18 protein-coding genes are annotated in these 20,992 nt (G+C 49.8%); 7 read left to right on the top strand and 11 right to left on the bottom strand.

Annotated features, from left to right (window positions below; translation table 11 throughout):
- Positions 1-93: 93 nt before the first annotated feature.
- The 4 genes from zinT to pdxR all read right to left on the bottom strand — a co-directional run bounded on the left by zinT (position 94) and on the right by pdxR (position 4,068).
- Positions 94-741: a metal-binding protein ZinT gene (zinT, locus tag GBAG_RS10890; protein ID WP_034495868.1), complete on the bottom strand. Its 648-nt coding sequence runs from the start codon at positions 739-741 to the stop codon at positions 94-96.
- A 36-nt stretch (positions 742-777) separates the two neighbouring features.
- A complete protein-coding gene (locus GBAG_RS10885; RefSeq protein WP_034495867.1) occupies positions 778-1,536 on the bottom strand; it encodes a helix-turn-helix domain-containing protein in 759 nt (252 codons plus the stop codon).
- 109 nt (positions 1,537-1,645) lie between these two features.
- A complete protein-coding gene (locus tag GBAG_RS10880) occupies positions 1,646-2,287 on the bottom strand; it encodes a helix-turn-helix domain-containing protein (RefSeq protein WP_034495865.1) in 642 nt (213 codons plus the stop codon).
- Positions 2,288-2,592: 305 nt separating this feature from the next.
- A complete protein-coding gene (gene pdxR, locus GBAG_RS10875) occupies positions 2,593-4,068 on the bottom strand; it encodes a MocR-like pyridoxine biosynthesis transcription factor PdxR (RefSeq protein ID WP_034495864.1) in 1,476 nt (491 codons plus the stop codon).
- Between the two features lie 110 nt (positions 4,069-4,178).
- Here pdxR and puuE point away from each other — a divergent pair, with 110 nt between their 5' ends.
- The 3 genes from puuE to GBAG_RS10860 all read left to right on the top strand — a co-directional run bounded on the left by puuE (position 4,179) and on the right by GBAG_RS10860 (position 8,607).
- Complete coding sequence (gene puuE / locus GBAG_RS10870; protein ID WP_034495863.1) at positions 4,179-5,444, top strand: 4-aminobutyrate transaminase; 1,266 nt, start codon at positions 4,179-4,181, stop codon at positions 5,442-5,444.
- 11 nt (positions 5,445-5,455) lie between these two features.
- Complete coding sequence (locus tag GBAG_RS10865) at positions 5,456-6,904, top strand: NAD-dependent succinate-semialdehyde dehydrogenase (protein WP_034496290.1); 1,449 nt, start codon at positions 5,456-5,458, stop codon at positions 6,902-6,904.
- Between the two features lie 224 nt (positions 6,905-7,128).
- Complete coding sequence (locus GBAG_RS10860) at positions 7,129-8,607, top strand: APC family permease (RefSeq protein WP_034495862.1); 1,479 nt, start codon at positions 7,129-7,131, stop codon at positions 8,605-8,607.
- A 28-nt stretch (positions 8,608-8,635) separates the two neighbouring features.
- On the opposite strand, the gene GBAG_RS10855 is transcribed toward GBAG_RS10860, so the two are convergent.
- Both GBAG_RS10855 and GBAG_RS10850 read right to left on the bottom strand, forming a co-directional pair.
- Positions 8,636-9,328, bottom strand: coding sequence for a cache domain-containing protein (locus tag GBAG_RS10855; RefSeq protein ID WP_034495861.1), 693 nt, complete (start codon positions 9,326-9,328; stop codon positions 8,636-8,638).
- A 142-nt stretch (positions 9,329-9,470) separates the two neighbouring features.
- Positions 9,471-10,196, bottom strand: a complete 726-nt coding sequence (locus GBAG_RS10850) for a FadR/GntR family transcriptional regulator (protein WP_034495859.1) — start codon at positions 10,194-10,196, stop codon at positions 9,471-9,473.
- Positions 10,197-10,439: 243 nt separating this feature from the next.
- On the opposite strand from GBAG_RS10850, the gene GBAG_RS10845 reads away from it, so the two are divergent.
- Genes GBAG_RS10845 through GBAG_RS10830 form a run of 4 tightly spaced genes read left to right on the top strand, consistent with a single transcriptional unit; the run spans position 10,440 to position 15,442 of the window.
- A complete protein-coding gene (locus GBAG_RS10845) occupies positions 10,440-11,867 on the top strand; it encodes a gamma-aminobutyraldehyde dehydrogenase (protein WP_034495858.1) in 1,428 nt (475 codons plus the stop codon).
- 12 nt (positions 11,868-11,879) lie between these two features.
- Complete coding sequence (locus GBAG_RS10840; protein ID WP_034495856.1) at positions 11,880-12,356, top strand: ester cyclase; 477 nt, start codon at positions 11,880-11,882, stop codon at positions 12,354-12,356.
- An 8-nt stretch (positions 12,357-12,364) separates the two neighbouring features.
- Complete coding sequence (locus GBAG_RS10835; RefSeq protein WP_034495854.1) at positions 12,365-14,257, top strand: NAD(P)/FAD-dependent oxidoreductase; 1,893 nt, start codon at positions 12,365-12,367, stop codon at positions 14,255-14,257.
- A gap of 6 nt (positions 14,258-14,263) precedes the next feature.
- Positions 14,264-15,442 (top strand): cytochrome c, encoded by a 1,179-nt coding sequence (locus tag GBAG_RS10830; RefSeq protein WP_051873698.1) that lies wholly within the window; start codon positions 14,264-14,266, stop codon positions 15,440-15,442.
- Between the two features lie 146 nt (positions 15,443-15,588).
- Here GBAG_RS10830 and GBAG_RS10825 read toward each other — a convergent pair whose 3' ends face one another.
- The 5 genes from GBAG_RS10825 to GBAG_RS10805 are packed head-to-tail and all read right to left on the bottom strand — an operon-like array spanning position 15,589 to position 20,973.
- Positions 15,589-16,257 (bottom strand): fimbrial biogenesis chaperone, encoded by a 669-nt coding sequence (locus GBAG_RS10825; RefSeq protein WP_246864871.1) that lies wholly within the window; start codon positions 16,255-16,257, stop codon positions 15,589-15,591.
- A gap of 25 nt (positions 16,258-16,282) precedes the next feature.
- A complete protein-coding gene (locus tag GBAG_RS10820; RefSeq protein WP_034495851.1) occupies positions 16,283-16,804 on the bottom strand; it encodes a fimbrial protein in 522 nt (173 codons plus the stop codon).
- A 9-nt stretch (positions 16,805-16,813) separates the two neighbouring features.
- Positions 16,814-17,350 (bottom strand): fimbrial protein, encoded by a 537-nt coding sequence (locus GBAG_RS10815; RefSeq protein WP_051873697.1) that lies wholly within the window; start codon positions 17,348-17,350, stop codon positions 16,814-16,816.
- A 9-nt stretch (positions 17,351-17,359) separates the two neighbouring features.
- Positions 17,360-18,391, bottom strand: a complete 1,032-nt coding sequence (locus tag GBAG_RS21845; protein ID WP_051873696.1) for a fimbrial protein — start codon at positions 18,389-18,391, stop codon at positions 17,360-17,362.
- Positions 18,388-20,973 carry a fimbrial biogenesis usher protein gene (locus GBAG_RS10805; RefSeq protein ID WP_051873695.1) on the bottom strand — a complete coding sequence of 862 codons (2,586 nt, stop codon included), beginning with the start codon at positions 20,971-20,973 and terminating at the stop codon, positions 18,388-18,390. The genes GBAG_RS21845 and GBAG_RS10805 overlap by 4 nt, the downstream gene beginning before the upstream one ends.
- Between the last annotated feature and the right edge of the window lie 19 nt (positions 20,974-20,992).

Raw genomic sequence — 20,992 nt, 5'->3', positions numbered from 1 at the left:
TGATTAATGCGGTTGGTAAAATTGGCGGGTTATGAAGCTTTTCATTATTATTGTGCGCCGGAAGTCGTGATGGCCCGGCGCAGTTTGCAGGTATTAGTGTTCAAGCATCTCGTGGACAACCTGATTTTTGCTTAACGAGTACTCGTAAAAAGTCGGCCAGTTGTCCATCTCTTTCAATAGCGACTCTTGTGAGTCATTGCCCATGAAAATATGGAAGTGTTCAGATTTACGCGGGCCAATAATATGATCGCTAAACTGCACGTATTTCGGTGCTTTTGACTGACTGTCTTTGCACTCAAACAAATAGCGCACGCCTTTTTTCCCGGAGGTATAATTCAGAATTTTAAAGCCCGAATAATCGTACTTGCAGGCATTAACCGTTTTACCCACATGAAATTCAATCACATTGTTTTCAATACCAATGGTATCAATATCCGTCGCATAACCTTTCTTATAATACTCTTTGTACTGCGCCGCTGTTTTGCTGCCATCTTTCTGCGCTTTTTTCTCCATCACCGGATCTAAATCGCCGTTTAACAGGTACGGATTAACTGACTGCCACATGCCATCCCAGTCGGTGAGGGCGCGATCTTTAACCTGTTGATTCTCAAAAACGCCTTCGCTGGCTTTCTTTTCTGCGTCTGTAAGAGGCGTTCCGTGCGAATGCCCGTGTGCCAGAGCGCTGGTACTACTGAGCAAAATGCCCAGGCCGAGAATGGCAGTGGGGAAGCGTGATGTCATAAAAACTCCAGAGAAAATCATGAATGTGTGACTATGTTATAACATAACATTTCTGGAGTGCAATAGAGTGGTTAAATAAGCAGGAATACCTGTAGAAACATCATGTAAAACCGGTTTTGTTAGTTCAGGGGACTTTCTATACTCGGAACCTAAGGTAGAACTGAACACAGAATCTAACTCTGGCAACATGAAGTCATAGCACTGTACTAAATCCAACTTTGCGCGTGATAACTCAAGCAGCAGATTGTCCGCCTTTTGTTTGAAGACAATTTTTTCAACCAGTTTGGGGATGTTTTTAACATTTACTTTTTTCATTATCGAACGTTTATGTGCGCTAATGGTTTTAACGGATAATGCCGACATTTCCGCGATATAACACAAGCTATTACCCTGGAGCAATAAGCTTAAAACGTGACTTTCCATCGATGTTAATAGCGCTCTTTTAATCGGTTGGTTAATCCGAGATCTATTTTTAACATCCCCTTTATTAATCATATTGATGAGTGCGTTACATACACCTGGTGTTGCATTTCTGCTGATGAAGTGGATTGTGCAAATTGTCGAAAGGTAATTTATTAATTTTTTGTCAAAAAGCCTCCTGTCTTCTATGTTTTCCATCATGAAAATAATAGTGCTTACTTGATCAAGATTAATATCCAGGTTTATTTTGGGTAAATATTTTATGTCAACGATAATTATTGTTCTGCGGTTTACACAGTCGCTTATTGCAGAATTAAAAATACTGCGTATACCGAATTCAAAAAAACTATCATTGCTCAATAGGATAAAAGCCATTGCATTTCTCTTTGGGGTGTTCGAATTGTTAACTATCTAAAATGGGATGTTATGAATGCGCATGTTTAGGGCTATGCAAAAGATGATGTTATTTTTAAAATAAGAAATACTAAAATCTATCTGGCAAGGAGTTAATTTTATTTAGTATGCCATTCTTAATTGAAATGTACTCACCATCATTTAGTTTCTTTAGAATATCCATTACCCGACTACGGGATAACATGCTGCGGTTAGTAATGAATTTCACAGCCGTTGTGGAGTAACGTTCCTCAACGGATAACAACATCAATAAATTCAAGTGATGTTTTATAATGTGATAGGCATCACGGCCAATCAGGTTCATATCTCTTTCAACATAAACTTTAATTATCTTACCAAGAACAATCACAACTTCATGCCACAATCCTTCCTGCTCAATAATTCTTAATGCAGATTCCCAGGGAACAACTTTGGCACTTAGCTTGCTATGAGCAAAAAGGATGACATCGGGATTATATGAAACCATCACCAGACCAAAGATTGCAGGAGCTAAACTCTCTTGCATTAACAGGCGATCATTTTGCCGATAAAAGCCAAAGGCACCTGATTCTATTAGCAATATATTTTGTTCGTTGTTTTTGAAATCAAAAAAAGCTTCATTCTTTTTGTAGGTGTGATTTTCACCTATATCTTTCATCGCAGTAAAAAGCCTTTCTACTGCAGTGGTATATTCCGTTTCTATATCCATTAAATTTTTGAATATTGTTTCCATAGAGTCCCCACTAAGTTAGCCGTCTCGGCAGTGAACTTCTCGTCAATAACTATAGCTTATATTTAATTTGAGATATATCTAGTGGTTTTATAGTCTAAGGGGAATGGCTTGAGGTATTTTATCAGACATTCAGTCCAGTATCGGACTGTTGATCCAATAAAAGGCATGGGTACCAGTGGCGCATTACATTAAAGGTACGGTTCTAAAATGTGCGTGAAGATTTATTTTGCGGGCCTGAAACATATATTTGATATAATTTTCTATTAAAGCTTTGTTGTCGCTCAAATATCTCTCATTTTCATTCGTCAATATGCTTTGTACTTAATAGTCTTTACCAGGCGAAGAAAAGAGGGCAACATGTTGTCATCCTGAACGCTGGCAAATCCAACTAATAACCCTTTTGATTTCTGCGCATTAAAATAGTAGCGCGATAGTGGCCTGACCAGAATACCTTCGACATTCGCGAGTTTCGCAATGTGGATATCGTCTGCTGCGGCGGGAAGCTGAATGATCAAATGTAACCCCGCATTGCTGTTGTAATAGCCGAGATATTCTTCCCCTAAATGCCGCTTAATTAACTCGACCAGTTGGTTGCGTCGTTTGCTATATAACTGGCGCATTTTGCGGATATGCGCGGCGTAATAACCTTCGCGGATAAACTCCGCAAGTGCCGCCTGAATCACCTGATGACCGCTGCGATATAACTCGTTGTGAACTTTTTTCAGCGGAGCGGCGAGCACGTTGGGCAATACCACATAACCCAGGCGCAGTGCAGGGTAGAGCGTTTTACTAAACGTGCCGATGTAAATGACCGGACTGTTTTCTTCAAGCCCCTGAAGCGATGGAATCGGCTGGCCGGAAAAACGAAATTCACTGTCGTAATCATCTTCAACAATCCAGCTCTGGAATTCCCTTGCCTGCGAAAGTAATAACTGGCGGCGCGGCAGGCTCATCACAGAACCCAGCGGATACTGATGCGATGGCGTAACAAAGATTAATTTTGGCTTTTCATCGGCATTGGCCTGCGGCATTAATCCCTGATCGTCGACATCCAGCGCCGAAATATTCACCGCATTCATGCGCAGAATATTTTTAATTCCCCAGTAGCCGGGTTCTTCAATCCACGCATTGTCGCCAGGATCACACAGCGTGCGGGTGACTAAATCCAGTGCCTGGTGGATCCCTTCGGTAATGAGAATCTGATCGGTGGTGCATTTTACGCCGCGCGCGGTGCGCAGATAATCCGAGAGCGCAGATTTTAACTCCTCCAGCCCGGATGCGGCGTCGTAAGTCAGATATTCAGGATTCGGGCGTCTGGCGACACGGTCGTAGATTTTCTTAAACGTACGATGCGGAAAGCTTTCGACATCCGGCACGCCGGGAATGAAATCGCCCCATTGCGCCGGGCTGGCGCTGGCGTTTTCCAGCAATTCAAGGCAGCGCAGGGAAAGACTGGCGCGGTCTTCTGGTACCGTGGCTGGCACCGTGCGTGCGGCCTGCGTATTCAGGTTGTCGAGCACGCTTTCGGTGACAAACGTGCCGCTGCTGGTGCGCGTTGAAATATACCCTTCGGCCTGTAATTGCTCATACACACGTAGCACGGTGTTACGCGAAAGCGATAATTCATTGGCCAAATCGCGGGTCGGCGGCATTCGCGCCGCAGGACGCAAACTTCCCTCAAGAATACAATTACATATCGCGGCATAAAGTTTCTTATGCAGTTTCTCAGCAGGGGTCTGGAGAAATGCCTGCTTGATCACATCTACGGTAAGTGAACGCATTTGGATCCTATGAATAAAACGATTTGGCTCTCGATTCAGGTACCAGATACTGTCTAAATGAAATTCGACAATCAACCTGTAAATCTGAATTTCGTGTGAGGGATAAAAAAATGAGCAATAACGAACTCCACCAACGTCGCCTGTCCGCTACTCCGCGTGGCGTGGGCGTGATGTGTAATTTCTTTGCGCAAACGGCTGAAAACAGCACCATTACCGATGTCGAAGGGAAGCAATATATCGATTTTGCTGCGGGCATTGCGGTGCTCAATACTGGCCATCGCCACCCGCGCCTGGTTCAGGCCATCGAACAGCAGCTTCATGCGTTTACCCACACCGCTTATCAGATTGTCCCTTACGAAAGTTATGTCGCGCTGGCGGAAAAAATTAACGCAGCGGCCCCGATTGTTGGCCCTAAGAAAACGGCGTTTTTCACCACCGGCGCTGAAGCCGTTGAAAATGCCGTGAAAATCGCTCGAGCCCATACCGGTCGCCCAGGCGTGATTGCTTTTAGCGGCGGATTCCATGGCCGCACCTATATGACGATGGCGCTGACGGGCAAAGTGGCTCCCTATAAAATTGGCTTTGGCCCATTCCCTGGCTCCGTATTCCATGCGCCGTATCCGTCTGAGCTCAGTGGTATTTCCACCGAAGATGCGGTGAAAGCCATCGATCGCCTGTTCAAATCTGACATTGAAGCGACGCAAGTTGCCGCGATTATCTTCGAGCCGGTCCAGGGCGAAGGCGGTTTTAACGTAGCTCCGCCTGAATTTGTGGCGGCTATTCGCGAGATTTGTAACTCCCACGGCATCGTGATGATTGCCGACGAAGTGCAAAGCGGTTTTGCCCGTACCGGCAAAATGTTTGCCATGAACCACTATTCCCATCAGCCCGATTTGATGACGATGGCGAAAAGCCTGGCAGGCGGGATGCCGTTATCCGGCGTGGTCGGCAAAGCAGAAATCATGGATGCGCCAGCGCCGGGCGGACTAGGGGGAACCTACGCCGGGAACCCGCTTGCCGTTGCTTCGGCTCACGCGGTGCTGGATGTCATTGCGGACGAAAAACTCTGTTTACGGGCGCAAACACTGGGCGAGCGCCTGACTTCACGGCTGCGTGAAATCACCGCCACATGCCCTGCGCTGGTAGAAATCCGTGGTCTGGGTTCGATGGTTGCGGCTGAGTTTTACGACCCGGCAACCGGAGAACCGTCTGCGGCCGTCGCGCAGCAAGTGCAAAAACGTGCGTTAGAGCAAGGCTTGCTGCTGCTGACCTGCGGGCAAAATGGCAACGTGATTCGCTTCTTGTACCCGCTGACGATTCCCGATGCGCAGTTCGATCAGGCGCTGGATATCATTAAAACTGCGACGCAGATGTGAGACTCAAAATGATCAATTTGAAAAATAACGATTTGCTGCGTGATGCCTGCCTGATTGCAGGGGAATGGAGTCATGCGCAGTCGGGTAAAACCATGCCGGTAGTGAATGCTGCCACCGGGGAAAAAATAGCGGATGTGCCTTTAATGGCGCAGGTCGAAACGCAACGCGCCATTGAGGCTGCTGAAGCTGCGCAAAAAGAGTGGAAGACACAAACGGCGGCCAGTCGCGCCAAAATTCTCCACAGTTGGGTGAACCTGATTCAGGAAAACAGCGAAGATCTGGCGCGGCTGATGACTCTGGAGGGCGGCAAACCGCTGGCTGAGGCGCGAGGTGAAATCAACTACGCCGCCTCGTTTATTACCTGGTTTGCGGAAGAGGCCAAAAGAGTGGACGGCGTTCTGTTACAGCCAACGGCGGCGGATCAACGTTTTATCGTCTCGAAACAACCGGTCGGCGTTTGCGCGGCAATTACACCGTGGAATTTCCCGGCGGCGATGATCACCCGCAAAGTCGCGCCAGCACTTGCCGCAGGCTGCGCGATTATCGTAAAACCCGCGGAGCAAACCCCGCTGACCGCGCTGGCGCTGGCAAAACTGGCCGAGCTGGCGGGCTTGCCGCAAGGGTTGTTGCAGGTAATCACAGGGGACGCCAAAGAAATTGGCGGTGAACTGTGCCGCAACGCGACGGTTCGTAAACTGAGTTTTACCGGCTCCACGGACACCGGGCGTTTGTTAATGGCGCAGTGCGCGCCGACCATCAAAAAATTGTCGCTGGAGTTAGGGGGCAATGCGCCCGTTATCGTCTTCGATGACGCCGATATTGAGCTGGCCGTGAAAGGCATTATGGCGTCGAAATTCCGCAATAGCGGGCAGACGTGCGTGTGTGCGAACCGAATTTATGTGCAAAGCGGGATATATCAGGCACTCAGCGCGGAACTGGTCAAAGCGGTGGAAGCGCTAAAGGTCGGCAACGGCATGGATGACGGCGTCACTCAAGGGCCGCTAATCAATGCCAAAGCGATTGAGAAGGTGGAACTCCATATTCATGACGCGGTAGAAAAGGGTGCAACAGTATTAACCGGCGGCCACAAACACGCGTTAGGCGGAAACTTTTTCGCGCCGACGGTGGTGGCGAATGTCACGCAGAATATGCGCTTTGCGAAAGAAGAAACCTTCGGGCCAGTTGCGCCGCTATTTAAATTTGAAACCGATGCCGAAGCGGTTAATTACGCCAACGACACCGAATTTGGTTTAGCCGCTTATATCTTCACTCAGGATGCAAAACGCCAATGGCTCATCCCAGAGGCCCTGGAATATGGCATGGTTGGCGTCAATACCGGGCTGATTTCTAATGAAGTTGCACCGTTTGGCGGGATTAAACAGTCCGGCCTGGGGCGAGAAGGTTCACGTTTTGGCATAGATGAGTATCTGGAGATGAAGTATGTCTGCGTAAAACTCTGACTTTGTAAAATGGTGGATGACGCTTCGCTTATCCACCCTACAATTCATCGCGCCATAGCCTTTCGTAGGTCGGATAAGCGAAGCGTCATCCGACAAAATCCCACCTGTTAAAAATCCCGCCAAAATCTTTAACAATTATGTGACATTGAACGTATACATATAACATATTATGTTTTATAAAATACACACACTGCCTGCCCTTATGCCACATAAAGAGAAAAGATATGGAACAGACGACAGACAAAGAAAATCTTCAACATCAGCCAGTTAAAGGCGAGCAATTCAACCGCTCGATAGGGCTGATGTCTAACTTCGCATTGGGATTCACTTATCTTTCGCCGCTGACTGCGGTGTATTCGCTGTTCGCCCTCGCGGTGACGCTGGCAGGGCCACCGGCAATCTGGTGGATTTTAATTGTTGCCTGCGGTCAATTGCTGGTGGCATTAGTCTTCGGCGAAGTGGCTTCGCAATATCCGATTACTGGCGGTTTATATCCGTGGGCGAGAAGATTGTGGGGTAAAAAATATGCCTGGATTGCCGCGTGGATTTATCTCTGGGCATTAGTAGTGACCATCACTTCCATTGCCGAATATACCGCTACCTTTGTTGCGTCATTGTTTCACTACGCGACCAGCGCGGGCAACATGATGCTGACTTCCGTCGTCCTGCTGTTGATTATGATGGGGGTCAATATGTCCGGGACCAAAAACTTAGCCCGCGTCGCTAAAATTGGTTTCTGGTGCGAAATTGTCAGCGTGATTGCGCTGGGTATTTACCTGTTAATTTTCCACCGCGCCCAGCCGTTCTCCGTGGTATTTGATTCCATGGGCGTGCTCTCCGCAGACGGCAATTACACCACCGCGTTTATGTCCGCATCGTTAATGGGCTTGTTTATGTTCTTTGGCTTTGAAGCCTGCGGCAATGTGGCGGAAGAAGTTAAAAACCCAGGCAAGAAGATTCCAGTGGCGATGATTTTAAGTATCGTGTTTGGGGCTATTTCAGCGGTTATCTCAATCATGGGGTATTTACTCTCTTCACCCGACTTGCAGGATATTGTTAACGGCAAAATCGCAGACCCGATCCCGGCCATACTTAACCAGGCGCTGGGTGAAACCGGGGCGACAATATTTATCGTTGTCGCTGTTATCGCCATGCTGTCTTGTATTCTTTCTTTGCAAGCCGCATTGAGCCGCCTGATCTTCTCTTTCTCCCGCGATAACATGCTGCCGGGCAGCGAGTGGATGTCGAAGATTTCCAAACACAGCGTGCCGGATAACGCGATGATGGTGAGCTGCTTATTGCCGGTGATTATTTGTGTCTGGGTTTACTTCCAGCCGGATAGCCTGGCGCGAATCACAGCCTTTGCGGTCATCGGTATCTATATTTCATTCCAGATGGTGGTGCTGGCGGCATTGCGTCAACGCCTGAAAGGCTGGAAACCAGCAGGGGAATGGACGGTCGGTTCATGGGGAATTATCGTCAATGTGCTGGCGCTGGCTTATGGTTTGTGCGGGATTTGGTTACTGGCACAACCGGCGGCAGGCGAGAGTTTTGTGGATCGCTGGACGGTATTAGTCGGGCTGGCGATTGTGATCATTTCCGGTCTGCTTTACATGTTTATCACTAAACCGTTTGGCCGTTCGAATGCACCAGAAAACGATGCGATTGAATATGCGCGCAAGCTGAATGCGGAACAGTCATAAACATAAGGGCGGGGTTTACCCGCCCGTTTTACTTTGCCTGATATAAATTAAAGTAATCATTTTCATAAACCACAGACGCCAGGCTGACATCCAGCAAGTCACCCACGCGGAATTTTGGATGGCTCGAAAATACGATTCTGCGCTCTTTATTGGTAAGAAAAACTTTATCATTCGTCGCGAAAGGTAATAACTCATCCTCAACACGACTCACCAATAAATCAATCGCCGCCACGCCTAAGAATTGCTGGTTGAAATAAACCGGGACGGCGGAGGTAATGGTGTACGAAGTATTGCAGATATAATCAACGTAGGGACCATGAATAAATGCGTTACCCACAGCTGGCGCTTGTTTGAACCACTCAAAGGTTCTGAAATCCAGGCGCTGTTGGGTAGCCTGGTCTAAGTCAAGATTCACCTGCTTTACGCCGTCGGCCTTCTTATACCACCACTCCAGTAGCCAGAATTCCTTATTGTTTGCCGTGGCTTCTATATGGCTGGCAAACCCCGCGCCCGAACAATAAACATTGTTGTTTAATGTCTTTTTTATATGTTCCTGAATGGTCTTTCTGATGGAAGGTTCAAGCAGATGTTCAAGATTGACCCCTTCAATTTCAGCAAGTGTTGATTGAATAGCTTTCGCCAGCATCCCGGTGGAATCAATCATCGAATTGATGATGCTGTCTATTTTTTCGCTTAGGGTACGGAGTGATGTTGTTAGCATATTTATGCCTGTTGTTATATACCCTTCATACTTCAAGTTGCCTCTTTGTTGGCTGCGTTCTCGCGCCCGAATCACTTACTTATGTAAGCTCATCGGGACTTGTTCTCTTGCCGCCGCGATGCAATTCGAATTATCTTGGGTATTAATTTATATTGTGCTTCAATTTATTTTCTATCAGATAGAAAGTAAACGTGTCGATTAACTTTTTGGCAAGGTTAACGGACTCCGCTTCATGGTGTGAAGCCAGGGTGTCAATTAACGTGGTATACAGCTCAACAATTTCGCGATGGATATTGTCTGAACGGAACAAAATCGCCACCAGCGATGACCATTCTGATTGCAAAATCAATTCCTGGTTCGCCAGGCGGGCTGATTGAGAACACGCCGCAATCGCTAACAAACAGCGCATATCCGCCTGAGTGCGTGCTTCAGGCGATTGAGCTGAGTCGAGAACCGAAACAAAATCACGCAGGCGGGTAATATCTGCCTGGGTCATTCTTCGCGAGGCTAATCTTGCACTGTGGCTAATAATGGCGCAGTGCATTTCACCGAGATCGGAAAGATAATCGGTGCTTAATGATTTAAAAGGATTAAGTGTTTGACTTAATTCCCAGGCTTGTTCGCAAACAAAGCTTCCACCATTACGCCCACGCACCGTGTGGATTAAATTATTGGCACGCAGCGTATTTAACGCTTCGCGGATAGTGATGTGAGAAACCCCCATCATTTTCGCCAGATCCGCTTCATTAGGAAGTTGCTCATTAGCCTCAAGCAGGCCGGTAATAATGGCATTGGAAAGTCGCTGAACGATTTGATCGGAACGGCTGGCCTGACCGATTGGCGCAAATATCACCGCATGAGTAATCATAATATTCCCTGGTGAGATAATCCCTAAATAGAGCCTTTGAACATAGCATACAACCCCTTGTTAATGAAGGAAGCCTTAAGTATTCGTGTTCAGGCACTTCACTTTGATGAGCTGCGCAATTGCAGCGCAAAAAATCGTTTTGGAATGAGATGTATATCAAATTGTTAGTAAATTGTTATTGAATTTATCTCTCTCAAAACATATTACATAATATAGTTTATGTTTTAACGAGCGGAGAGCGCGATGAAAGTACTGAAGCACTTTATCAATGGGCAATACCAGGCAGGTTCGCAGGATAATCTTTTTGACCTGGTCAGTCCGGTCAACGGCGAAACTTACGCGCTGTCGCCGAGTGCAGGGCGAGAAGAAGTGGAGCAGGCGTACCGCGCGGCGAAAAGCGCATTTGCGGTCTGGAAACTTTCCACGCCTGCGCAACGCCAGTTAGCGCTCCTGAAGCTGGCCGATGAAATCGAACGCAATGTTGACCGACTGGTGAGCGCGCAAAGTGAAGAAACCGGGCAGTTGCGCCACTTCATTGAGAAAGAAGAGATTGCGGCTTCTTGCGACGGACTGCGGTTCTTTGCGGGTGCCGCACGTTGCCTTGAAGGTAAAGCGTCGTACGAATATGCCGCCGGTTTAACCTCCACCATTCGCCGCGAACCACTTGGAATCGTAGGCCAGGTCACGCCGTGGAATTACCCGTTTATGATGGCGGTATGGAAAATTGCCCCGGCGCTGGCGGCGGGCAACACGGTGGTGCTCAAACCGAGTGACACCACGCCAGTCAGCACCTTGATTCTGGCAGAACTGGCCGCACCGCTATTCCCGCAGGGCGCCTTTAATGTGGTGCTCGGTAAAGCGGAAACCGGCTCGCTGGTGGTCTCCAGCCCGGAAGCCTCGCTGGTGTCGATTACCGGCTCGGTCCGCGCGGGTCTGCAAGTTGCGGCCTCGGCGGCAGCAAACCTCACCAAAGCGCATCTCGAACTGGGCGGCAAAGCGCCGGTGATTGTCTTTGCCGACGCCGACATTAATAAAGCCGTCGATACCATCACCACCGCCGGATTCTTCAACGCCGGGCAAGATTGCACTTCTGCCACGCGCATCCTGATTGAAGAGTCGATTTACGCATCGTTTGTCGAAAAACTGGTGAGCAAAACCCGCGAAATTACCTTCGGCACGCCAGAAGACAAAAATGCGTTATACGGTGCGCTCAACAGCCGCAGCCAGCTTGAACAGGTGAAAGGGTTTATCAGCCGCCTCCCGGCTCATGCCAAAATTGAAACCGGCGGCAAACCTGGCGCAGGCCCAGGTTTTTACTTTGAACCGACGATTATTTCCGGCCTTGAACAGCGCGACGAAGCAATTCAGCACGAAGTTTTTGGCCCGGTCATGACGGTGCAAAAATTCTCCTCAGAAGCCGAAGCGCTCGAAAAAGCCAACGACGTGGAATATGGCCTGGCGTCCAGCGTCTGGACCAGTAACCACGGTCGCGCCCAGCGCTTTAGCATCCGCCTGGATTTCGGCACCGTGTGGATTAACAACCACATTCCTCTGTGCGCTGAAATGCCCCACGGTGGCTTTAAAAAATCCGGCTACGGCAAGGATTTGTCCTCGTACTCGCTGGATGAATACACCCGCGTAAAACACATCATGTGCGATGTTTCTGAATAATAAGGTGATGAAATGAAAGCAATAAAAGCCGCTGCGTTATCTTTTGTACTATTCTCAAATTTAGCGTTGGCCGAGGTTTCTCCGTTAACCGTCGTTAAAGATTATATGTCCGCGTGGAATGCGCATGATGCTGCTAAAGCCGCGCAATATTTAGCGCCGGACGTGGTTTATTACGACGCCGCAAGCGGTACGCCAGTGAATGGCAAAAGCAATGCTGAAAAAGAGGTGATTGGGGCCTTTATTAAAGCCGTGCCAGATTTAACCTGGAAAATGACCAGTAAACCGGTTTATGACCACGACACCATCGCCTTTCGCTGGGAATTCAGCGGTAAAAATAGCGGCGAATGGGCGGGAAGCCCGGCGACCAATAACCCGATTAAATTTGAAGGGGTGAGTTACATCACCGTCAATAACGGGAAAATTACCTGGCAGGGCGATTATTACGACTCCAAAAAGCTCGATGAAGAATTAAAGCCAAAAAATAAATAAGGTCTTATATGTCGATTACCAGACGTGATTTTCTCAATGGGGTGGCAATTACCATTGCCGCAGGGATGACGCCGCTCGATCTTGCTAAAGCCGCCGGAAAAGCCACCGCAATAATGGACGATGATTATTACCCGCCGCAGTTAACAGGTCTGCGTGGGAATCATCCCGGTTCATTTGAAATGGCCCACGCCGTGGGGCGCGACCATGAAAAATTCAGTACCGACCATCTTCCCATTAAAGAAGAATACGATCTGGTAATAGTCGGTGGCGGGCTGAGTGGTTTAGCCGCCGCCAGCTTCTGGCGCGATGTGATGGGTAAAGAGAGCAAAGTGCTGGTTCTCGACAACCACGATGATTTCGGCGGACACGCCAAACGCAATGAGTTTAACTCCGGCGGCAAAAAAATCATCGGTTACGGTGGCAGCGAAGCCTTTCAGTCGCCGACACGAAATTTTAGCGACGTCGTCAACGGGCTGATGTCCACGGTCGGTGTCAGCGTTACGCGCATGAAGCAAAGTTTTGATGTTAATTTCTACCCCAACTTACACCTCAGCCGTGGCGTGTTCTTTGATAAAAAGAACTTCGGTGAAACGAAAATTGTGGGTGGCGACCCAGGGCGTGCGGTGGCCGATGACATTCCACCCGACAGGCTCAATGGCCGCCCGCTGGCTGAGTTTATCAACGATTTCCCGTTAAGCGAAAGTGACCGCAAAGCCATTCTGGACCTGTACGTGAACCCGGTTGATTACCTGAAAGGGATGACGCAGGACGAAAAAACCGCCTGGATGGACACCCACAGCTATCACGATTTCCTGACTGAGAAAGTGGGGTTAAGCAAAATGGCGATGATGTATTTCCAGCAGCGCACCAACGACTTTTTCGCCATTGGTATAGAGGGCGTGAGTTGTTCTGACGCCCGAACCTGCGCGCTGCCAGGGATGGATGCCATGGAGCTGCCGCCGCTGGATGAAGAAGCCCTCGCTGACCTGGAAGAACCGTACGTTTATCATTTGCCGGATGGCAATGCGGGCCTGGCGCGTTTGATTGTTCGCCACCTGGTGCCTGAGGCGTTACCCGGACATACCATGGAGGATTCTGTCACCTCGCGGCTCAATTACGAAAAGCTCGACCACCCGGAAAACACCACCCGAATCCGTCTCAACAGTATTGTGATTAATGCTAAAAACACCGATGACGGCGTGGTTGTGACCTACGTTAACGACGGCAAAGCGTACCGCGTGAAAGGGCGCAACGCGATCATGGCCGGTTACAACATGATGATCCCGTATCTGGTGCCAGAAACGCCGGAAGAGCAAAAAGCCGATCTGCGCCTGAATGTCAAAGCGCCGCTGGTTTACACCAATGTGGTGGTCAAAAACTGGCAGGCATTCAAGCAACTGGGTATTCACGAATTTTATTCTCCGGCGGCTCCGTACAGCCGCGTGAAGCTCGATTACCCGGTCAGTCTCGGCAGTTATCAGCATCCGCAAAACCCGGATGAACCGATGTGCCTGCATATGGTTTATGTCCCGACCTATCCGGGCAGCAAATTGAGCGCGCGCGAGCAGTTCCGCCAGGGGCGAGCGTATTTATTGGGCACGACGTTTGATACTCACGAGCAAATGATTCGCTCGCAACTTCAGGAAATGCTCGGGCATACCGGCTTTGACCATCAACGCGATATCACGGCGATTACCGTTAACCGCTGGGCGCATGGCTATGCGTATTACGCCAGCGCGTTGTTCGATGATATGGACAAAATGGACGCCATTAAAGATAACGCGCGCAAACCGATTGGGCGAATTGCGATTGCCAACTCTGACTCAGACTGGGACGCCTACGCGCACACGGCCATTGACCAGGCCTGGCGTGCGGTCAACGAACTTAAGGCAATGGGGTGATTTGAGATGAAACAAACTCTATTGGCTATCGGATGTTTGATAGTTGCCGGAAATGCGGCGGCTGATTCTTCACCCGGTAATTCTTCACCCGGTAAATACATAGCGCGGGCGTCAGATTGCGTGGCATGCCATACCGCCGAAGGTGGGCAACCGATGGCGGGCGGCAAGAAATTTTCAACGCCGGTTGGGGATATTTACGCCACCAATATCACGCCGGATAAAACCGCCGGGATCGGCAATTACTCTTATGAAGATTTCGAAAAAGCCGTGAGGCAGGGGATTGCGAAAGACGGGCACGCGCTCTATCCGGCGATGCCATATCCTTCCTACGCCAGAATGACCGACAAAGATATTCATGATTTGTATGATTACTTTATGAATGAAGTTCCGCCGTCGGCGCAAAAGAATAAAGATAATGATATCCCGTGGCTATTATCCGCTCGCTGGCCGCTGCATATCTGGAATTGGCTTTATGTCGATGACACTCAATCGGTTAATAACGCCAATAAGCCCGATGAACAGCACAATGTATTATTGAGCCGGGGTGCATATTTAGTCGAAGGGCCGGGGCATTGTGGCGCCTGCCATACTCCACGCGGTATCACGATGCAAGAAAAAGGCTATGACGCCTCCAGCGATGTTTATTTGAGCGGAGCGATGATAGATGGCTGGAATGCCCCGTCGCTCAGAAACATCTCGATGTCGCGGGAGGAATTAAAAGGCTTGCTGCGGACGGGCAAAAGCCAGCATGACGCGCTCTCCGGGCCGATGAGCGAAGTGGTGACGCAGAGTACGCAATATATGACCGACGGTGACCTGGAAGCGATTTCATATTATTTGCTCAATTTTAACCATCCCGATGCGGGTGCGGTGTCTACAAGCGGGGCAATAACCTATTCGCCGAAAGACGGTAAAACGCTTTATTCAATGTATTGCTCGACCTGCCACGGCGATGACGGCAAAGGCAAAGATTTTACCGTACCATCGCTGGTGAATAACTCCATCGTTACGGCGAAAGACCCGGCGTCACTGCTTTCAGTCATTAATGACGGTACACAGACACCACAGACTCAGGGGAATATTTCTTTCAAAATGCCTGCTTACAAACAGGTTATGTCTGAGGAAGAGCGAAATAACGTGGTGAATTACGTGCGCGGAACATGGGGTAAACAAGCCGATAAATAAAGGATTCAGGGTTGAAGAGGTCATCAAAACGCACCTGGCTTATAACGAGCACGTCCAGGAAGAGAGGGATCTCAAAAAAATACTCTGACACCGCTTCTGGCCAATGAAGCTCATATCGTGAGGTTTATTGGCCCTTTTTTAAATACTTATTTCCCGGAAATATCCCGTTCGGTTTTCTCAAGAATACGCCCGTAATCGTTAATACTTTGCCAGCTTAAATGGCAAGTGTTTACCGTCGCACACCCGTTGATACTGCGCGAGCTAAACGGGGCCACCATCCCAGGGTTATCAATTTTTTTACCGTTAACCACCAGATTCACTAGCGTCACATAAAACGGCGTCGGGTTACTGACGCGGGCCTGCCCACGGCTTTTCTCCCATCTGAGCTGTTTATAAGCCTCCTGCGGGTTTCCTTTTAAATTGGCCGGGCGGTAAAAAAGCTTCATTCTGGAACGCACCGCAATTTGCACGCTATTGGCTTGAGCCTGGCCCGAAGGGATTGCAGCGATACTCAAGGTAAACAAACTTTCGCGGTCAGGGGGCATGTTGGCGTGAGTTTTGAGTAAGCGAATGCTGTTTTCTCGTCCTGGTTTGAGGGAGAAAAGCGGCGGTGTTGCGATAAACGGGGCAGGTTGTGTTGAAGGTGTCACCCCTGACCATGTGCCGCCAGAACTCACGGTGGTATTGATAAGCCAGGCGCTCTGGCTGGTATTGCGCAGCTCAACTTTCACCCCTTTGGCCCGCTCGTGATAGATAAACCGAGTGCCGCCAATGCTGACTCCCGCCATGCTTTGTGTGACGAGCCCAAAGAACACAATAATGGCTGCTGCAATAAAAGTTTTATTCATAAGTCAGTGTAAAAGTGATGGTGGCATTGGCCGCGCCAGGGCTGACATTACTGCCGTCAGCCACATAGCGGGCAAAAAAAGGCAGCGTTACATTTGCCTGGCGCGATGTCAGTGCGGTTCCGCCGCTGAGGTTGTTGACCGGAACCAGCGTTTTATCGCTATCGTATAGCCCAATTCCTACGCCCTGAGCGCTTTGCGCTTGCGTTGTTACGGCGAGTAGCTGCGAATTTACGGAGTTCGGTGTGCCAATAAACGTAATGCTGACGCGACTGGCGGCGGCATCGCAACGTTCCAGATGAATGGTAAACGGTTCATAACGCGTGGCGGCACCCGCCCGGTAAAACTGCTTGCTGCTGACGTTTCCCATCTCCACCGTCAGGTTTTGTGAATCGGCAGAAACCACGCAGGTGTTGTCGGTGATAGTGCCGGTAATATTCATGGTTCCGTCGTGGGCAAGCGCTGCGAATATACTGCCTGCCGATAGCGCCGCCGTGAGCAAAAAATGGAGTTTCATGCGGCCACCTTATTGATACTGCAAATCAAAATACATGACGGAGGAGGCATTTCCGGCGGTGACCACATTTTGCGTGGCTTTATAGCGCAGATAAAAAGGCAGAGAATTGCTCCCCGGCGAGAGTTCGTAAACGGTGGATGACAGGGTATTAATCGCCAGCGGCTGTTGGTTGCCATCGAGGATTTCTATCCCAACACCGGTTGCCATAGCCCCCGTGCTTCCCGTGTCTGAAAGCGCGAGTAATGCCGGGTTGTCGCTGTCGTTCGTGCCAGAAAATGTCAGCTTAGTTCCGGTCGCGGCGGAGCCACAGTTTACCAAATCAATGGTGAACCGTTTGGCGGTCGTCGTGTCGCCTGCGGCGGCAAAGTGACTTACGGAAAACTGGCCGATGTTCACCGTCTGACTCTGGCTACTACTGACATCACAAGTGCGCGACAAAATCGTGCCGGTGATTTGTAAGTTGTAGGCATCCGCGGCGGCATACGGGGCAACCAGCAGGAAGAGTGCGGCGGATAATTCCTTCAGAGGGGGGTGTTTTATTTTCATCATCACTCCTCAGGAAAAATCCACGCGCAAGACGGCGAGGGCGGTAAAGGTACCCTCCGCAGGGGCGTTGCCGGTGGTACTTACCGGATAAGCGCTAAGCATCACATTGGTCGAAAAAGTTTCGGTATCTATCTCGTCGAGAGCCAGACGAATGGAACTGGAGTCGTCATTAGGGCGCAGCAGGGCGCTATTCTGGTCGGTTATCGCCACGCCAACGTCCGGATTATCAGACTGGATGGCATCGCCGTTGGCGGTAGCAGTGCCTTTCAATGAAAGTGAGAGGTTTGCCAGAGACGCGCCGTAGTTGCACTCAACCGGCACGCTGAAAGTTTGCGGGGTAACGTTGTCTGCTTTCTGCCCCGCGGCGGTAAAATCGGTGTTGTACATCGTACCAAAATCAACATGTATAACCGCACCGGCATTCACGCTGCAATTTTGCGGGACGGAAATAACGCCATTGAGGAACACCTGCGCGATGGGTTCCGGGCTATACACGCCACTTTGCTTAGACAGGAAAATATCGGCCACATGGATGTTGTCAAATGAGGTGGTGCCGACGAAGGGTTTAATGATTTTTAAGTCAAGAAAGCCGGTGGTCCCTGCTGGCATGCTCGTCTGGCCTGCTGAGTCGTTGGCACCGCCTCCTCGTATATTTTTGAAAGGGACATAGCGGTTGCCCTGAACCGCAACGTTAATCGTTGCATCGAGGTATTCGTTCACATTGAACCATTGTGTGGTGCCTTCCAGAGTGGTCGGAACCAGGGGGGAAGTTGCAGTGAAGCGCCGGGAACGAGTCCCGGAAGGTTCATCGCAGCGTACTTGAATTCGCCCACCGGTGTTCCACGATGCCGCATGATCAAAGACTTGCCCGACCACATTCAAGGTGGTGTCAGAAATCGTCACCGTCCCGAAGCTTCCGGAGATATTGGTTGGATGTCCACTTTTCCCTTTGCAGGTATAGGTGTACGCGTGTGCGGTACTCAGTGACGCACAAAACACCACCATGACCTGGAGTAATGTTTTTCCAAATGTGATTTTCATGACTTACATTCTCTTGTCAGGGTGTTAATCGGTTTTGTTTCGGCATCGTCCGGCAGGGTGTAATCGACGCTACAGGTACGCATGGCACCGTCTCCCCATTTCACCGTCAGCGAGCCTTTGGGTTTGAGGCCGGAAAGATAAACTTGTCCGTCATCACCCACGATACTGCTGTTATCAGCACTTGAAACCATGGCGCCAAAGGGAACGGGTTTTCCCTGGTGGGTCAGATTAATCAGCACCCTGGCACCGACCTGAGTATCGAAACTTGCGCGTACCAGCGCGCCACGGGTGGGTACCACGCTCACCACGCTGTCGACCATGTCGACGTTATCGGGCATGGAGGTGGTATCCAGTGCCATCTTGTTGCGACGATAAGTGGTGGCATACGGCACCACGGCGTAACCGCGCCAGTCAGTTTTTAACCCCGATACATCTTCAACTTTCACATTTCGCGCACCGGGCGCGGCAATCAATACATTGGTCTGGCCGAGCGGCTGACTGAGGGTAATGCCCTGGTCATGTATCACTACGCCGCCACTAAGCCCGTAATTCACCTGCTGGTAATTGCCGTTGTCGCTGTAGTTGTACCCGCCGTTGACATTGCCCCACGAACTGGCGTAATCCGCAGAAACGGAACCGTTGGCGCTGCTGTTTTGGTTTTGATAACCCTGCTGCACGCTGTAATTAAGGTTGTTGTCTTCAAGCAACGTGCCATTTATCCCGGCACTTTGCGTGGTGTGCCCGTGCATATCGTTGCTGGCGCTGTAGCTTGCGTAGGCCGAGTTGTTTCGTTGCAAGGCATCATTGCCCTGAGAAAACCACAGACTGAGTGGGACAGAAACACTCATCGCGATGCGGTTATCAGCGTGCGCAAGACCTGGCATCTTGTTGTAGCTGTAGTTCAGGTTCCACGACACGCCGAGAACATTTCCGCTGTAGCCGGTCTGTAAAAGCATGCTGGCTTTATTGGTGTTCCAGTAGCTCTGGCGGCTGCCGCTGAGATAAAGCGAGCCGACAGCACCCAGTTGTTGAGAGATGTTGACCTGGAATTTATCGCGCTTGTTGTTGTAAAGGTTATAAGCACTGATGTATTCCGGTTTTGCCGTGCCATCGTTAATCGTTTCGTCGCTAACGTAACCGGACATGTTGTTCCAGGTGGTCTCCTCCAGGGTGTAGAAGCCCTGCGTGGAGTAGCGATAGCCCAGCAGTTGGAAGTTGGTTCCGAGTGCGCCGAGGGATTTTGCATACAGGAAGCGTAGAGATGAACCGACATGCTTTGTGCCATCAACCAGCTCGCTATCAGCGCCGGTGACATCCATCGAAACGGCACCAAACCGGCCGATATTTAACCCCAAACCGAGCACCGCCGCTTTATAGCGGTTAGCAAATTGCCCGCCGCCGTAGGCCGTTAAACCCTTTGGTAAACCCCAGATAACCGTAGATTGCGCGAATCCAGGATTATCTTGCTGATCATTGTTACTGCGAAAAGTCCCGGCGGTGGCAGAGTATTTAATGCGACCTTCGCGCTGTAAAATAGGCACCGTGGAATACGGCTCGCGGTAAATATTCACGCTGCCATCGGACTCTTTAACTTCAACAACCAGGTCGCCACTCGAAGAAGTAGGGAACAGATCTTTAATTTCAAACGCACCGGGGGAAACGTAGGTCTGATAGATGATGTAACCGTTTTGTCTGACCGTGACCTGCGCGTGGCTTTTGGCAATGCCGCGCACCGTAGGGGCAAAACCGCGCAGGCTGTCCGGCAGCATATTGTCATCAGAGGCAATCTGAATACCGCGAAAACTAATGCTGTCGAACACTTCGGAAGGAGTGCTGCTGTCGCCAATGGTCAGCTCGCTTTTCAGCGGAATAATGGCCCGTTCAAGATAGGTATTGATGTGGTTCCACTGGCTGTTTTGACGGCGCTGCCCGCTGCTATAGCTCCAGGTCGAATAATCACGCAAGCGCCATGGCCCAAGGTTAAAACCGCTGTTAAGGCCTAAAAAGTAGGTATTACTGGCACTGTCATTTTCGCGGTCACTGCTGTTAGCACCGGAAAAGTTGTAGTTAAATAACAAGGCATTAATGCCTTCATCCCATTGTGCAGGAGGGATGTAGCCACGTGCAGTGGTACTCATCATGGCCTGTGGCACGCTGAGATCCAGGCGTTGCTGGTCGAAATCAAACTGCGTCATCGCCCCTTCAATGGCGGAGGCGAGATGGACACAGGTGTCGGGTGCGGTTGCAGCAAGATCGGGCTTCGCGGTGGTATTCACGCCAAACACACCTAACGTTTTGACGGTCAGACAAGGTTCAAGTCCCGTGTCATCATTGCTTTGCTCATCGTTCTTTGCACTAATAAACTGAATGTCTTTTGTGGTGATGAATTCTTCATTTACCCAGACATCGACACGATAAATACCTGGAGCCTGGCCCCCCTCATCAAAATGGGATAGATCGGCTACAGCAGAAGGATCGTCAGATAAAAATGCAGGGTTAAAGACATTTTCCGCGTAGCAATGTATTGACCCCATAGCGATATATATCGCCAGCGGGGCTAATTTGTATTTTAAACGAGGCATTGTCTTATTGTTCCTTTAC

Source organism: Buttiauxella agrestis ATCC 33320, from assembly GCF_000735355.1.
In the GTDB taxonomy this organism is placed as follows: domain Bacteria; phylum Pseudomonadota; class Gammaproteobacteria; order Enterobacterales; family Enterobacteriaceae; genus Buttiauxella; species Buttiauxella agrestis.
The sequence above is the reverse complement of the archived record's forward strand: the minus strand, read 5'-3'. Positions and strand labels throughout refer to the sequence as shown.

Coding starts and splice junctions, on each gene's coding strand:
- zinT (WP_034495868.1), bottom strand. CDS start 741: ATGACATCACGCTTCCCCACTGCCATTCTCGGCCTGGGCATTTTGCTC.
- GBAG_RS10885 (WP_034495867.1), bottom strand. CDS start 1,536: ATGGCTTTTATCCTATTGAGCAATGATAGTTTTTTTGAATTCGGTATA.
- GBAG_RS10880 (WP_034495865.1), bottom strand. CDS start 2,287: ATGGAAACAATATTCAAAAATTTAATGGATATAGAAACGGAATATACC.
- pdxR (WP_034495864.1), bottom strand. CDS start 4,068: ATGCGTTCACTTACCGTAGATGTGATCAAGCAGGCATTTCTCCAGACC.
- puuE (WP_034495863.1), top strand. CDS start 4,179: ATGAGCAATAACGAACTCCACCAACGTCGCCTGTCCGCTACTCCGCGT.
- GBAG_RS10860 (WP_034495862.1), top strand. CDS start 7,129: ATGGAACAGACGACAGACAAAGAAAATCTTCAACATCAGCCAGTTAAA.
- GBAG_RS10855 (WP_034495861.1), bottom strand. CDS start 9,328: ATGCTAACAACATCACTCCGTACCCTAAGCGAAAAAATAGACAGCATC.
- GBAG_RS10850 (WP_034495859.1), bottom strand. CDS start 10,196: ATGATTACTCATGCGGTGATATTTGCGCCAATCGGTCAGGCCAGCCGT.
- GBAG_RS10845 (WP_034495858.1), top strand. CDS start 10,440: ATGAAAGTACTGAAGCACTTTATCAATGGGCAATACCAGGCAGGTTCG.
- GBAG_RS10840 (WP_034495856.1), top strand. CDS start 11,880: ATGAAAGCAATAAAAGCCGCTGCGTTATCTTTTGTACTATTCTCAAAT.
- GBAG_RS10835 (WP_034495854.1), top strand. CDS start 12,365: ATGTCGATTACCAGACGTGATTTTCTCAATGGGGTGGCAATTACCATT.
- GBAG_RS10830 (WP_051873698.1), top strand. CDS start 14,264: ATGAAACAAACTCTATTGGCTATCGGATGTTTGATAGTTGCCGGAAAT.
- GBAG_RS10820 (WP_034495851.1), bottom strand. CDS start 16,804: ATGAAACTCCATTTTTTGCTCACGGCGGCGCTATCGGCAGGCAGTATA.
- GBAG_RS10815 (WP_051873697.1), bottom strand. CDS start 17,350: ATGAAAATAAAACACCCCCCTCTGAAGGAATTATCCGCCGCACTCTTC.
- GBAG_RS21845 (WP_051873696.1), bottom strand. CDS start 18,391: ATGAAAATCACATTTGGAAAAACATTACTCCAGGTCATGGTGGTGTTT.
- GBAG_RS10805 (WP_051873695.1), bottom strand. CDS start 20,973: ATGCCTCGTTTAAAATACAAATTAGCCCCGCTGGCGATATATATCGCT.